The organism is Luteibacter sp. HAY1-4A (assembly GCF_056755355.1).
The window spans coordinates 65,977-80,432 of record NZ_JBNDHZ010000007.1 but is presented as its reverse complement, the minus strand read 5'-3'; the positions used below and the strand labels follow the sequence as shown (position 1 = coordinate 80,432).

10 protein-coding genes are annotated in these 14,456 nt (G+C 66.9%); 4 read left to right on the top strand and 6 right to left on the bottom strand.

Annotation, left to right across the window (positions count from 1 at the left end; genetic code table 11):
* Positions 1-74 precede the first annotated feature (74 nt).
* The 3 genes from ACPYOD_RS03715 (at position 75) to ACPYOD_RS03705 (ending at position 5,602) form a co-directional block, all read left to right on the top strand.
* Entirely contained in the window at positions 75-1,139 is a 1,065-nt protein-coding gene (locus ACPYOD_RS03715) for a glycosyltransferase family 4 protein (protein WP_481300384.1), read from the top strand.
* 7 nt (positions 1,140-1,146) lie between these two features.
* Positions 1,147-3,288, top strand: a complete 2,142-nt coding sequence (locus tag ACPYOD_RS03710) for an amylo-alpha-1,6-glucosidase (protein ID WP_481300383.1) — start codon at positions 1,147-1,149, stop codon at positions 3,286-3,288.
* Between the two features lie 91 nt (positions 3,289-3,379).
* Positions 3,380-5,602 carry a TonB-dependent receptor gene (locus tag ACPYOD_RS03705; RefSeq protein WP_481300382.1) on the top strand — a complete coding sequence of 741 codons (2,223 nt, stop codon included), beginning with the start codon at positions 3,380-3,382 and terminating at the stop codon, positions 5,600-5,602.
* A gap of 25 nt (positions 5,603-5,627) precedes the next feature.
* Here the strand turns inward: ACPYOD_RS03705 and ACPYOD_RS03700 are convergent, their stop codons facing one another.
* Genes ACPYOD_RS03700 through ACPYOD_RS03680 form a run of 5 tightly spaced genes read right to left on the bottom strand, consistent with a single transcriptional unit; the run spans position 5,628 to position 12,165 of the window.
* Positions 5,628-7,112 (bottom strand): efflux transporter outer membrane subunit, encoded by a 1,485-nt coding sequence (locus tag ACPYOD_RS03700; protein ID WP_481300381.1) that lies wholly within the window; start codon positions 7,110-7,112, stop codon positions 5,628-5,630.
* 13 nt (positions 7,113-7,125) lie between these two features.
* Positions 7,126-8,253: an ABC transporter permease gene (locus tag ACPYOD_RS03695; RefSeq protein WP_481300380.1), complete on the bottom strand. Its 1,128-nt coding sequence runs from the start codon at positions 8,251-8,253 to the stop codon at positions 7,126-7,128.
* A complete protein-coding gene (locus ACPYOD_RS03690) occupies positions 8,250-9,374 on the bottom strand; it encodes an ABC transporter permease (RefSeq protein WP_481300379.1) in 1,125 nt (374 codons plus the stop codon). Before ACPYOD_RS03690 ends, ACPYOD_RS03695 begins: the two co-directional genes overlap by 4 nt.
* Positions 9,371-11,155: an ATP-binding cassette domain-containing protein gene (locus tag ACPYOD_RS03685; protein WP_481300378.1), complete on the bottom strand. Its 1,785-nt coding sequence runs from the start codon at positions 11,153-11,155 to the stop codon at positions 9,371-9,373. The genes ACPYOD_RS03690 and ACPYOD_RS03685 overlap by 4 nt, the downstream gene beginning before the upstream one ends.
* Positions 11,152-12,165 carry an HlyD family secretion protein gene (locus ACPYOD_RS03680; protein WP_481300377.1) on the bottom strand — a complete coding sequence of 338 codons (1,014 nt, stop codon included), beginning with the start codon at positions 12,163-12,165 and terminating at the stop codon, positions 11,152-11,154. The genes ACPYOD_RS03685 and ACPYOD_RS03680 overlap by 4 nt, the downstream gene beginning before the upstream one ends.
* Positions 12,166-12,268: 103 nt before the next feature.
* Between ACPYOD_RS03680 and ACPYOD_RS03675 the strand changes: the two genes are divergently transcribed.
* A complete protein-coding gene (locus tag ACPYOD_RS03675) occupies positions 12,269-12,958 on the top strand; it encodes a TetR/AcrR family transcriptional regulator (RefSeq protein ID WP_481300376.1) in 690 nt (229 codons plus the stop codon).
* Between the two features lie 7 nt (positions 12,959-12,965).
* On the opposite strand, the gene ACPYOD_RS03670 is transcribed toward ACPYOD_RS03675, so the two are convergent.
* Positions 12,966-14,147 (bottom strand): lactonase family protein, encoded by a 1,182-nt coding sequence (locus ACPYOD_RS03670; protein WP_481300375.1) that lies wholly within the window; start codon positions 14,145-14,147, stop codon positions 12,966-12,968.
* Between the last annotated feature and the right edge of the window lie 309 nt (positions 14,148-14,456).

Below are 14,456 nucleotides of genomic sequence, written 5' to 3'. Positions count from 1 at the left end.
ACCACGTTCCCTCGACATCCATTGCGCGAGCATGAGCGACGCGGTCGCGCAGAATGTGGTTCAGGAATTCGCCGATGAAGATCGCCCAGGTCGCCCCACTCCATGAAGCCGTGCCGCCAAAACTGTACGGCGGCACCGAGCGTGTCGTGTCCCACCTCACCGAGGCACTGGTCGCGCAAGGCCACGACGTCACTCTTTTCGCCGCGGCCGATGCCCTCACCCACGCGGTGCTCGCACCATGCCGCGAGCGCGCGCTGCGCCTCGATCCCGTGCCGCTGAAGTCGGACCTCGCTGCGCACCTGAACATGCTGCACGACCTCCGCGAGCGCGCGCATGAGTTCGACGTGATCCATTTCCATACCGACCTCCTGCACTTCCCGCTGTTCGAGCCGGTCGCGGGCCGCACGGTCACCACGCTGCACGGCAGGCTCGACATGGACGACCTTCCGCAGGCTTACCGGCGCTGGCATCGCTTTCCGCTCGTGTCGATCTCCCAGTCGCAACGGGCTCCCATGCCCTTCGCCAATTGGGTGGGCAACGTTCCGCATGGGCTCGATCCCGCGGCGTATCGTGTTCCCGTGCGCCCCCGCGGCGACTACCTTGCGTTTCTTGGCCGCATCTCGCCGGAAAAGCGCCCGGACCGCGCCATTGCCATCGCACGCGCCGCCGGCTTGCCGTTGCGTATCGCCGCGAAAGTAGACGCCGCCGACAAGGAATACTTCGAGCAGACGATTCGCCCCCTGCTCGGTGAAGGCGTGGAATTCGTGGGCGAAATCGGCGATGACGACAAGGCCGACTTCCTTGGCCACGCGCGAGCGCTTCTTTTTCCGATCGATTGGCCCGAGCCATTCGGGCTGGTGATGATAGAAGCCATGGCCTGCGGACTTCCCGTCGTGGCCTGGAACAACGGCTCGGTACCCGAAGTCGTCGACGACGGCGTGACCGGCTTCATCGTGGAGGATCTCGCGACTGCCGTGGACGCCGTCACGCGCGCTGGCGAACTGGACCGCCGTCTCATCCGGCAGGTGTTCGAGCGCCGCTTCACCGCACAGGCCATGGCACGAGCGTACGTCGCCATCTACGAATCGCTTTGCCCGCCCCGGGACGCGCACCAGGGCGCGCAGTTCGGGAGTCCCTGAGGTGGACATGCCGGACGAATCCCCCAGCCTGCTCGATCCCCAGTTCGAAGCCCAGGCGACCATTTCCCAGTTCGCGCTGAAGGAAGGCGACAGTTTCCTCGTGGCCGATGCGCACGGCAATGTCACCGGCGCCGGCGACGGGTTCTTCCGCAACGACACGCGCGTGCTCTCGTCGTTCGTGCTCACCCTCGGGGGCACCCGGCCGTCGTTGCTGTCGAGCGGTGTCAGCCAGGACAACCTGTATTTCACCGCGCACCTCACGAACCAGCCGTTGCCGTCGCTCGGTTCGCCCACGCCGCAAGGTGTGGTCCATGTGGAACGAAAGCGGTTCCTCTCCGAAGGTCGCATCTTCGAGTTCATCCGCCTGGTGAACTACAGCGACGTCATCACGCGTATGCCCTTGCGGCTCCGCTTCGGCGCGGATTTCCGGGACATGTTCGAAGTGCGCGGCGAAAGGCGCGCGCGGCGAGGAGTGTTCCACGATCCGCTGGTCGTCATGCGTGGCGTCGAGTACGGCTACGAGGGCCTGGACGGCGTGCTGAGGCGCGTCGCCATTTCCTTTTCCGAGACGCCGAACGAACTCGAGGCCGGCCAGGCCACGTTCCAGGTGGAGCTTGCCGCGCGCGCCGATTGGGTGCTTTACCTCGAAATCGGCCCGGAGGCGGCTGAACCTTCCCGTGCCCGCTACCGGCAAACCGCGGCGCGGGCGTGGCGCCACCTGCGCCTGCGGCGGCAACGCGGTGCATGGACGACGGCATCGGGCCGGCTGTTCCAGTCATGGCTGGACAAGTCGCACGCCGACCTTGCCCTTCTCACCACCGATCTTCCGACGGGGCCGTATCCGTATGCGGGCATCCCGTGGTTCTCCACGCCCTTCGGTCGCGACGCCATCGTCACCTCGTTGCAGACGCTATGGCTCGATCCCGGCCTGGCGCGTGGCGTGTTGTCGTTCCTCGCCGAGCATCAGGCGCGCGAGACGTCCACGTTTCGCGACTCGCAGCCCGGCAAGATCATGCACGAGACGCGCAAGGGCGAGATGGCGTCCGTCGACGAAGTGCCGTTCAGCCGTTACTACGGCGGCGTGGACACCACGCCCTTGTTCGTCATGCTCGCCGGCGCCTACGCGCGCCGCACGGGCGACAGGTCGTTCATCGACGAGCGTTGGCCGTCGCTCCTTTCGGCCGCCGCATGGATCGAGACGACGGCCGCGCTCCATCCGCATGGGCTTATCGCGTACGAGCGCGGCGAAAGCAGCGGCCTGGCGAACCAGGGGTGGAAGGACAGCAACGACTCCGTATTCCACGAGGACGGCAGCAGTGCCGAAGGCCCCATCGCGCTGGTCGAGGTGCAGGGCTATGCCTATCGCGCCTACCGCGACATGGCGGAGATGGCCGAGTGGCGTGGCGAGAGCGGGGCCGCCGAGCACTGGCGCCGGCTTGCGAAGAAATTGCGCGATGCCATCGAGCAGCTGTTCTGGATCGAGGACATGAAGTACTACGCCCTCGCGCTGGACGGACGCCAGCAGCCTTGCCGGGTGCGGAGCTCGAACCCGGGCCATCTCCTCTACACCGGCGCGGTGCGCAAGCAGCGAGCCGCCGCCGTCACGAGACAACTTGTTTCCGGGGCGCTGAGCAGTGGCTGGGGTGTGCGCACGCTGGCCGTGGAGGCTGCACGGTTCAACCCGATGTCCTACCACAACGGATCGGTGTGGCCGCACGACGTGGCGTTGTGTGCGGCGGGCATGTCCCGCTACGGCGATCGGGTGAACGTCATGCGCATCCTCTCGAACATGTTCGAGGCGTCGGTCCACTTCGGCATGCGCTTGCCCGAACTGTTCTGCGGTTTCGAACGCGCGGTGGGCGAGGCGCCCATCGCCTACCCGGTCGCGTGCCTGCCCCAGGCCTGGGCGGCCGGCAGCGTGTTCATGCTGTTGCAGGCGTGCCTGGGCTTGCAGATCGACGGTAAGCGGCACCGCCTGCTTGTGGAGCGTCCCAGTCTTCCGCTGGGCGTCGATCACCTGCGGATCCGGAAACTGCCGATCGGCTCCCGAACCATCGACCTCGACTTCCACAGGGTGAACGGCCAGGTGGTCGCTTCCGTCGAGCGGCAGGCCGGTGCCGAGGGCGTGACGGTGGACGTGCGCGTGTAGGGCGGTGACTAGGCAGAAGCTCGGTGAATGCCTCATAATGCGAGCGGTTCGCATTTGCATTCGCATCCGGGCACCGCCCACTGGACATTCCATGGCTTCCAAGCCACGTCGTACCCCTTCCCTTTCCCAGGCCATCCGTTTCGCGCTGGCCGGCACATGGCTCATGGCGGCCTCGGCGCATGCCGGCGAAGCCACCGTGGCGCCCGACCCGCAACAGAAGGCTCGCGACAACAGCACCACGCTGTCCGGCGTGCAGGTGGACGCCAACGTGGCGGCGCCCACCGCCGAGTATGCCGGTGGCCAGGTGGCTCGCGGCGGACGCTTCGGCGTCCTGGGCAACCAGGACGCGATGAACGTGCCCTTCGCTATCGCCAGCTATACCGACACCCTCATCCGCAACCAGCAGGCCCGCAGCCTGGGCGACGTGGTCTCCAACGATCCTGCGGTGCGCACCGGGTTCGGCTTCGGCAATTTTTCGCAGACCTTCACCATCCGCGGTTTCCAGGTCTACAGCGACGACATCGCCTTCGACGGCCTCTACGGCCTGCTGCCCCGCCAGCTCCTGGCCCCCGAACTGATCAGCCGGGTGGAGGTGTTCAAGGGAGCCAGTGCGTTCCTCAACGGCATCAGTCCTGGGGGCTCGGGCGTGGGCGGAAGCATCAATATCGCGCCCAAGCGCGCGGAAGCCACGCCCGTCACGCGCGTGGGCCTCGATTGGGGCAGCGACAGCCAGGTGGGTGGCAGTGTCGACATCGGTCGCCGCTTCGGAGCGAACGATGCCTTCGGCATTCGCGTGAACGCGGTCCATCGCGACGGCAACACGGCGATCGACGGCGAGCAACGCCGCGTGACCGCCGCTTCCATCGCCTTCGATTATCGGGGAGACAACCTGCGCGTGACCACCGACGTGGGTTACCAGAAGCAGGTGATCACCGGCGGTCGTGCCGTCGTATACACCACGGGCATCACGTCGGTGCCCCGCGCTCCCTCGGCAAAGACCAACTATGCGCAGCCGTGGTCCAACTCCTCGCTGGAAGACACCTTCGGCGTGGTGCGTGCCGAATACGACTTCGCGCCCTGGCTCACCGGCTACGTGGCGGCAGGCGCGCATCATGGCAACGAGTTCGGCGACTACGTCAGCCCGTCCCTGCTCGACCGTGCCGGCAACGCCACCGAAACCCGCTTCACGGTGCCTTACATCGCGGACACGGCTACGGGCGAAGCAGGATTCAACGCCTTCTTCGACACGGGTGCTGTGAGCCATCGCGTCAACGTGGGCTTCTCCGCCCTCACCTTCCGCAAGAAAGCGGCCTATGCGGGTTCGCTGGACCCGATCCGCACCAACCTCTACGCACCGTCGTACGTTGCCGTTCCGGACTTCGCGTACAACGTCGGCCCCATCAGCGATCCGGGCATCACCGGCCGCACCCAGCTGCGCAGCGTGGCGGTGTCCGACACGCTCGGCCTGCTGGACGGAAGCCTCGAGGTAACCTTGGGCGCGCGCCGCCAGAAGCTGCACACGCTGGGATACAACTATGCGGTAAACGGCGTGGACGGAGCGAAGAACTCGGAATACGAGCGCTACGCCACCAGTCCGGTCGTCGGTGTGAACTATCGTTTTGCCGATCAGTGGTCGGTGTACGCCAACCACATCGAGGCGCTGACGCAGGGCGACCAGGCCCCGGCCACGTTCAACAATCTCCCGGTGACCAATGCCGGGCAAGTCTTCGCGCCTTACAAATCGAAGCAGAACGAAATCGGCGTGAAGTGGGATGCCGGCACCATCGGCAGCGCGCTTGCCCTGTACCAGATCAAGCAGCCCAGCGCCTATGTGGATGCCTCGAACACGTATGTCGTGGACGGGGAACAGCGCAACCGCGGCATCGAATGGAGCTTCTTCGGCCAGCCGGTGCAAGGCGTACGCGTTCTCGGTGGCGTGAACTACATCCGCCCGGAACTGGTGAAAACGCAGGCCGGTGTCAACGACGGCAACGACGCGATCGGCGTGCCGCGCTTCCAGGCGAACGCCGGCGTGGAATGGGACATCCCCCATTCGCCCGACATCACCCTGAGCGCGCGTGCGGTGCGGACGGGCCATCAGTACCTGGACGCCGCGAACGACCTGAAGGTGCCGGCGTGGACCACGTACGACATCGGCGCACGAACGACCACGCACCTGGAAGGCGTGCCGGTGACGTTCCGGCTCACGGTGCAGAACGTGGCGAACAAGGGCTATTGGGCCTCGGCGAACGGCGGGTACCTGACGCAGGGCACGCCCCGCACGTTCTACGTGTCGGCGTCGTTCGACCTTTGACGAGTGCGGGCGACGGCGCGATGGCTTACTGCGGGTCGCCGCCTCCGATGGCTTTGCATACGGCCACATAGCGGACAGCGACCTGCGCGTCGCTGTCCGCTTTGTCGCTCCGTGCGGCAAGCAGGGTCCGCTGTGCGTCCAGGGCGTCGATATAGCTCGATTCACCGTTCCGGTAACGTGCGTCGGCCAGTGTGTCGGCATCTTTCGCAAGGCGTTCGCGCTCGGCGAGCCGTTCGTTGCGCTGCCGCTCCGCGGTGTAGGCGTTGAGCGCCGCGTCGATGTCCGTCCACGCCTGGAGTACGGCCTTCTGGTATGCGACGGCCGCCTCCTGCTGCTCCAGCGTGCGGAGCCTTACCACGCTCCGCCGCCGGCCCATGTCGAAGACCGGCAGGTCAAGGCGCGGTCCGATCGACCACCGGCGGCTGCCCCAGTCCCCGAAGTCGTCGGTGTGCAGGGATTCGAATGCGAATCCCGCGCCCAGCGTGATGCGTGGATAGAAGTCGGCAACGGCGACGCCGATGTTGGCCGTGGCGGCGTGCAGGCGCGCTTCGGCCTGCCGGATGTCCGGCCTTCGTCGCGCCACATCGGACGGCAGCCCAAGCGCGAGATCGGGCATGCCACGCGTGGCCTCGTTGCTTCCGCTGCCCGCAAGCACGGCCTGGAGGCTGCCGGGCGGTTGCCCCAGCAGCAGCGACAACTGGTCGACCGCATCGGCTTCGCGTTCCAGCAACGGGGGCAGCCGGGACGTGAGGTCGGCCAGCAGTTCGCGTTGCCGTGTGGCGTCGAGATCGCTGGCCATGCCGCCATCGGCCCTCGCCTTCATCAGGCCGAACCGCTCGCTCGCGGCGTCGATATCCTGCCGCGCCAGGGCGGCCCGCCGTTGCAGGCCACGCCATTCGAAGTAGCGCCGGGCGACTTCAGCGGCCACATCGAGACGCGCGCCATCGAACAAGGCGCCGGCTTCGTTCACCTGCGCATCCGCGGCTTCCACCGAGCGGCGCACACGGCCCCAGAAGTCCGGTTCCCACGACGCGTCGAACCCCGCCTCATAGACGTCGAAAGGCTGGCTCAGGAGCTTGAGCAGCGACGCGCGTTGCTCCGCCGGGGCCAGCACGTCGATCGTGCGGCTCGTGGCACCGTTCTCGCTGGGCCGCTGCCGCTGGGCGCTGGCGGACAGCCCCACCTGCGGCCCCCACGATGCCGATGCCGCGCGCCTGCGTTCGCGACTCTGGGCGAACCGCAGTGCCGCGGTTCGCAGGTCGGGGCTGGCCGAGGCGGCGCGTGCTTCCAGTTCGTCCAGCACGGGATCGCCGAAGGCCTTCCACCATTCGCCGGAGGGTTGCGCGGCGCCCGAGAGCGACGGATCGTGCAGCGACGCATCGCCCGCGCGCGCGACCGACCAGGTCGCCGGCGCATCCGGTCGCGGTGCCTGGAAGTCGGGCCCGACCGCGCAGCCCGCCAGCATGCAGACGGCTAAGACAGGAAGGGTTGGGACGAGGAACATGCGCATGGGTCGCACCCGATCAGACGAGCCGGTTTCGGAAGAGCCATGCCGCGAGCGGCAAGGTGACGATGGCGATGGCGAGCAAGGGAAGGATGTCGCCGAGCACGGTGCCGAGGCCGACGCCTTCGAGGTACACACGCTGCACCATGTGGATGGCGTAGCGGGCGGGGTCGACCGTCGTCAGCCACTGCATCGCGACGGGCATGTTGGCGATGGGCGTGGTCATGCCGGACAGGAGCACCAGCGGCATCATCAGCACGAAGGTATAGAGCATCGCCTGCTGCATGTTTGCGGCCATGGCGGAGATCGCGAGCCCGATGCCCACGCAGGCCACCATGAACACGAGCAGCACCACGTAAAATGTAAAGAGCGATCCGGCCATGGGAATCCGGAACCACAACGTGGCGATCAGCAGCACCAGGCTGGCCTGCACGAGGCCCACGACGATGGACGGCACGGACTTGCCGATCATGATCTCCACCGGCGTGCATGGCGTGACCAACAGTTGGTCGAAGGTGCCCTGCTCGCGCTCGCGCGCCACGGACAGCGCGGTGAGCATGAGCGTCTGCAGCATGCTCAGGATCGCGATCATCGCGGTCATCATGAACCAGCGCGTTTCCAGGTTCGGGTTGTACCAGCTGCGTATGTCCAGGGTCATCGGCACGGTTCCACCGCCGTGTTCCATTCGCCAGTCCGCGTTGAAGCGCGCCACGATCGCGCCGAGGTAGCCCGCCGCGGTGCCCGCCGTGGTCGAATTGCGCGCGTCGAGGATGAGTTGCACCGGCGTGGTCTCGCCTGCCTCCAGCCGCTGTTCGAACCGTGGCGGGATCGCCACCACGAACAGCGCGTCGCCGGCATTCACGATCGGCGCGATGTCGTGCTCGTTGCGCAACGTGGCCACACGCTGGAACACGCCCGAACTCTCGATCCTCGCCACGAGCCGCGTCGCCGCCCGCCCGTGGTCGTGGTCCAGCAACGCGTAGGGCGCCTGGCGCAGGTCCAGCGTGGCCGCGTAACCGAACATCAGCGACTGCACCAGCACCGGCGCGAACAGCACGACACGGCTGGAGGGATCCTTGAGGATCACCGTGAGCTCCTTGCGGCACAGGTTCGCCACGCGATACAGGAAGGCAAGCAGGCCGTTCATCCCACGCGTTTCCGTGTCTTCACGCGGGCCGCACCGAGCAGCACCACCGCGTAGCCGATCAGGATGGCGCAGTTCTTCAGCACCATCGGCCAGAGGTTGCCGGCCAGGAACAGGCTCTTCAGGGTTTCCAGGAAATACGTGGCGGGGAGCACACGCCCCACGCCCTGCACTAGCAACGGCATGTTGCGCAGGTCGTAGATGAAGCCGGAAAGCATGAGCGCCGGCATGAAGCTTGCGATGAGCGCCACCTGGCTGGCGGTGAACTGGTTCTTCGTCACCGCCGAAATCAGCAGCCCGACACCCAGCGCCACGATGAGGTAGAACACGGAAACGACGAGGATCAGCAGCAGCGAGCCCTCGAGCGGCACGTGGAACAGGAACCTGGCGGCCAAGAGGCACATGGCGAGGCCGATCAAACCCACGCCGAAGTAAGGGATGATCTTCGCCAGCAGGATCTCGAACGGCCGCACCGGCGTCACGAACAGGGCCTCCAGCGTACCGCGCTCCCACTCGCGGGCCATGACGAGCGCCGTGAGGAACGCACCCACCAGCGTGGTGATGAGGACGATGAGCCCTGGAACGAGGAACCACGTACTGGTATTCGCTTCGTTGAACCACAGGCGCTGGTCCAGCCGTACCGCGCCGATCGAACCGCTACCCGCACCGTCGGGCTGCAGCGCCGACTGCACGTATCCCTGCACGATGCGCGCGGTGTTGGCGTCGGCGCCGTGCAGGATGAGCTGGACGTGCGCATCGCCCAGGGAAAGCCGGCGCGTGAAGTCCGACGGAATGCGCAGTATCCCGTTGACCTTCCGGTCCAGCATCAACCGCTCGGCCCGGTGCATGTCGTGGACCGGCACCGGATCGAGGTAAGGCGACAGGCGCATGCCCGCGACGAGGTCGTTGGCCGTGGGCGAGGTGTCTTCCATCACCACGGCCAGGGGAGCGTTCTTCACATCGAAGGAAAGCCCGTAGCCGAAGATCAGGATCAGCACCACCGGCAGCGCGATGCCCATCATCAGGTTGCTGCGGTCGCGCAGCAGCTGCTTGACCTCCTTGCGCACAAGCGCCACCAGCCGCCGGAAGAAAGCGCTGCGCCGTTCTGGCCGGGCCTCGCTCATGCAGCTTCCCTCCCCTCGCCGCCGGCATCCTTGCGGGACTGCCGCACGATGGCGATGAAGGCGTGCTCCATGTCGAGCGGATGGTCGGCATCTTCCCCGGCCTGCCGCCGTATCTCGGCCGGCGTGCCGAGAGCCAGCACCTTGCCCGCGTCCTGGATCACCACTCTGTCGCAGTACTCCGCCTCTTCCATGAAGTGCGTGGTGACCACCACGGTGGTGCCACCCTCCGCCAGCGCGGTGATCCGCCGCCAGAACTCGCGTCGCGCGAGCGGGTCGGCACCGCTCGTCGGCTCGTCCAGGAACAGGATGTCAGGTTCGTGCAGCAGGCCCGTCGCCATCGCCAGGCGCTGCCTGAATCCTCCCGGCAGGAGGCCCGCCGACGAATGCGACACCTCGTCCAGTTCGAATTGCGCTTTCACGGCCCCCATGCGCTCGCGCAGGTGCGCGCCACGCAGGCCGTAGGCACCGCCGAAGAACGAGAGGTTCTCGTCGACCGACAGGTTGCCGTACAGCGCGAACTTCTGCGACACGTAGCCGATTTGCTGCCGCGCCCGCGCGCGTGCCTTGCGCAAGTCGTAGCCGGCGACACGTAGCGTTCCGGAGCTGGCGGGCAGCAGGCCGCAGAGCATGCGGAACGTGGTGGTCTTCCCGGCGCCGTTCGGCCCGAGCAGACCGAATATCTCGCCGCGCTCGACGGTGAAACTCGTGCGATCCACCGCCGTGAAGTCGCCGAAGCGGCGAACAAGATCCTTCACCTCGATGACCGTATGGTCGGCTTCAGCCGGTGGAGAGGCGGACGACGCCACCGAAGCGGCAGCCGAGAAATCACGGTGCACCTTCGCCCGCAGGGCGAGCATGACGCCGTCCTCGAGCGTCGGCGGAACGGCAACCGCTTCGGCCTGCCCCGCAAGCGTCGCAAGGCCGGCGTCGCCCTGCGCCGCGACGTCCTTCGCGCGCACCACGTGCACCTTGCCTCCGCGCGGCACGGCGTCCACGGTGTCGCGATCGTCCAGCAGCACGGCCTGGAGATGGCGAGCCGTTTCCCCTGCCGGGGGCGTCACGGCGAAGCAGAGCCCCGCGGCGGTCTCGCGAATGGACGCCGGCGTTCCGCCCGCAAGCACGCGGCCTTCATGGAGGATCGTCACGTGCGCGCAGCGCTCGGCCTCGTCCATGTACGATGTACTCACCAGCACACTCAGCTTCTCGTCGCGCACGAGCTGTTCGACGATGTCCCACAACTCTCGCCGCGACAGGGGATCCACGCCCACCGTGGGCTCGTCGAGCAACAGCAGTTCCGGCGAACGGACCAGCGTGCAGGCCAAGCCGAGCTTCTGTTTCATGCCTCCTGAGAGCTTTCCTGCCGGCCGTCCCGTGAAGCGGCCGAGGTCGGTCATCTCCATCAACCGCGCATACCGCTCCCGTCGTGCATCGCGAGCCACACCGTGCAGGTCGGCATACAGGTCGAGGTTCTCCTGCACGCTCAGGTCGTCGTACAGCCCGAACCGCTGCGGCATATAACTGATGCGGTCTTGCACGGCCTGCGGATCGCGGGCGGCATCGATGCCCAACACGGTCATGGTTCCCGCGTCCGCGACCATGAGGCCGGCGGCCAGGCGCAGGAGCGTCGTCTTCCCGGCGCCGTCCGGGCCGACGAGCGCGTTGATCGCCCCCGTCCGCACTTCGAGCGACACATCGTCCAGCGCCTGCACCTCACGGCTGCCCCTTGCCGCCGCGAAGCGCTTGCCGACGCCGCATGCGGCCAGGGCGGCGCCATCGCTCATGGCTTCGCGGCCACGGTACCGGGAAGCGTCACGGTCGCGGGCATGCCCAGGCGCAGACGATCGTCGGGATCGTCCACGTTTACGCGCACCTCGTACACGAGGCTCGTGCGCAGGTCTTCGGTTTCGACATTCTTCGGCGTGAACTCCGACACCGAGGCGATGTAACCGATGCGGCCCTCGATGGGACGATCGGGTGCGCTGTCGGTGGTGACACGCGCCGCCTGCCCCGGCTTGATCCGGCTGAGGTTCGCCTCCGTTACGTATGCGCGCACCCACTTCGGATGCAGCACCGCCAGCGCGTAGACCGGCCGCTGCGGCGATGCCATGTCGCCGGGTTCGAGCATGCGGCTGCGCACGACGGCGTCGATGGGCGCCTTCAACTGGGCGTCTTCCAGTTCCTGCCGCGCCACCGCGCTTTCCGCCACGGCGGCGTCCCGCTGCGCGCGTGCCTCGTCGATGTCTTCTTTTCTCGCACCGGCCACCGACAATTCGTGCGCCTTCCGCACGGCGTCGACCTTCGCGTCCGCGGCGCTGGCGGCGGCGACGGCCTGGTCGAGTTCCTCGCGGCTCACGGCGCGGCCTCTCGTGCCCTGGCTGATCGCGCGTAGCCTGTCGAGGGTCTGGTGGGCCACGCGCGCGTCGGCCTGCGCGGCACGCATATTGGCATCGGCCTGGGCGATTTCCTGCGGACGATTGCCCGCCTCCAATCGGCGCACCACTTCGTCCTGCACGGCCACCTGCGCCTGGGCCTTGGCGGCGCGCAGTTTCAGTGTCGTGGTGTCCAGCGCGGCCAGCACCTGCCCCCGCGCCACGCGGTCGCCTTCTTCCGCGCGCATCTCGGCGATCCGCTCGCTCACCTTGAAGGCGAGCGAGACCTGGCGGATGTCGATGTTGCCGTGGAGCACGATCGGCTCGTCCGCGCGGGGGCGGAGCAGCCACCAGACCCCGAGACCCGCCAGCAGAAGGAGCACGATCGCGGTTATGACGATGGGCGGCTGGGGCTTGCGCATGGCGTGGCTCGGAGCGGCGGTGAGCCGAGTCTAGGCCGCTCTTCCCATCAAATCAAATGCAAATTTGAGTTATAAGTATCCGGTCTTAACCAGCCTCATCGCCATGCCCGGAAAAAAATCGCCCCACCCGGCCCCACGGCGCGCCACACGCCAGGATGGCGAGAGCACCCGTGCGCAACTGCTCGATGTAGCCGGCCGGCTGTTTGCCGAACACGGTTACCTTGGCACGTCGAGCAAGGACATCTGCCTGCGTGCCGGCGTCAACATGGCGGCGGTGAACTACCACTTCGGCAGCCGCGATGGTCTTTACCAAGCCGTGTTGATCGAAGCCCATCGGCAGGTGGTGAGCGTCGAAGACCTCGCCGCCTTTGCGGGTTCCGACAGGCCGCCGCGCGAAAAACTGCGTGGACTCGTCGCGCACTTCGTCACGCAGGCCCGGCTTGGCGAGCAATCATGGGGTTTCCGCGTGGTGCTGCGCGAGGTCATGGCTCCCTCGCCGTTCGTGAATACCCTGATCGAGGAAGCGGTCGCACCGAAAGCCGGCATCGTGTCCCGACTGATGGCGGAATACCTCGGCCTGCCAGCCGACCATCCGGCGGTGCAGCGGAGCCTGATGATGACGATCTTTCCATGCATCGCATTGCTCATTGCGCCGCGAGCGCTGCGCGACAAGGTGTTGCCTGCCCTGGGGCCGGGCGCACCGGGGCTCCTCGAGGACATGACCACCTTCCTGCTCGGAGGACTGGACGCCCTCGCGGCGTCGCCGGCCGGAGGCCCGGCCGGCACGCCTTGAGTCGTGCCTACTGCACTGCCAGGCCCTGGGTTCCCGAGAAGGCGGAAAACACCGGCGTCTCGCCCAGTGGCACCAGCGAACCATCCGCCCGCACCGCAAAGGCACTGACGCCGCCGGTTCCCGGCGTATTGACGTACAGGGATCGGCCGTCGTTCGAGAAGGCCAGGTCGGTCGGCGCATGCCCGGCACCAAGACTGGCGGCGATGCCGTCGGTCGTGGTGGGCGACACATGGCCCTGCGCATCCACGCGGAAGCCCGTGAGCGTGCTCGAGCCCGCGTTGGCCGTGAACGCATACCGTCGATTGGCCGCGAGCCAACACGTGGCCGCCTGCCCCGTGGGTACCGACTGCGAGATCACGCGCAACCCACCGTCGCGCTCCAACGCGTAGGAAGAAACGGCGTTCGCTCCGCCTTCGCTGATGAGCAGGTGGTCCTGGTCGTCGAAGGTGAAACCGAATGCCGCCGTGTCCATCGAAGGCGTGACGACGGGGTCCTGGGCGAGCGTGCCGGAACGATCCACGCCAAACACCTCGATGAAGCCCTTCGCGCGGGAATCCTTGACCGCTACCGCCAGCCACCGTCCCGTGCGGTCGAACTGCAATTGCGTGGCCGTGTTGCCGACGTTGGGCTGGTTGCCGACCAAGGGCTCGTCGGTGCCGATCAACCGCGATGAGCCGCGAACCTTCGACAGTGTGCCGAACGGCCCGATCCTGAAGGCGGTCACGTTTGCTTCGCCAGCGCTGTTCAGCACGTAGAGTTGCGACCCGTGCTGGGCAAGGCTGACGGGGAAGCTGCCGCCGGAATCGGTGACATCGATGAGCAGGAGACGGTCGCCGAGCACCAGGAACGTCGATATTTCGTTGCTGCCCGCGTTCACCGCGAACAGCAGACGACCGTCGTCGCTCAACAGCAAGGCGTTCTGCGACCCAAGCGGATCCGGCGGCGGATTGACGGTACCCACGCCGACGCCCTTCCCGCCCGTGACGAACGTGCCAACCTTGTCCAGATGGCCAGCGTTACCTTCCTTGAGCACCGCCACCGAATTCCAGTTCTTGTCGTTCGACATGACATAGACGTGCGTGGGCCGGTGCGAGCCGCCGCCGAACACATCGGCTTGCTGCGCCGAAGCCATGGAAGCCCCTGAGGCGGCGGCAAGAGCCGCCATTGCGAGTACGTGCCGTTTGCGCATGGTTTTCTCTCCTGTGGGCCCCGCCGATGCGGGGCATACAGGGAGTTCGTCGGGAAGGCGGGTTTCGGTTACGCGTTACGGCCAAAAACGGGAACGCCGTCGCACTTCGCGATAACTTTCGGTTCTTCACGCATCCCCAGGGAACAGCCCAGCCATCGATATGACGGCCCTGTCGCTGGTTCGATCAAGCTCGGCGTTCGCGCGACGCGGTATCGCCAGAGCGCTATACACCGGAGCGTCTCGCGGGGAGACCTTGGTGCCCACCCTCGAGGCGAGTTCCGCACAAGAGAGCGGCCGTAGGCCATATGA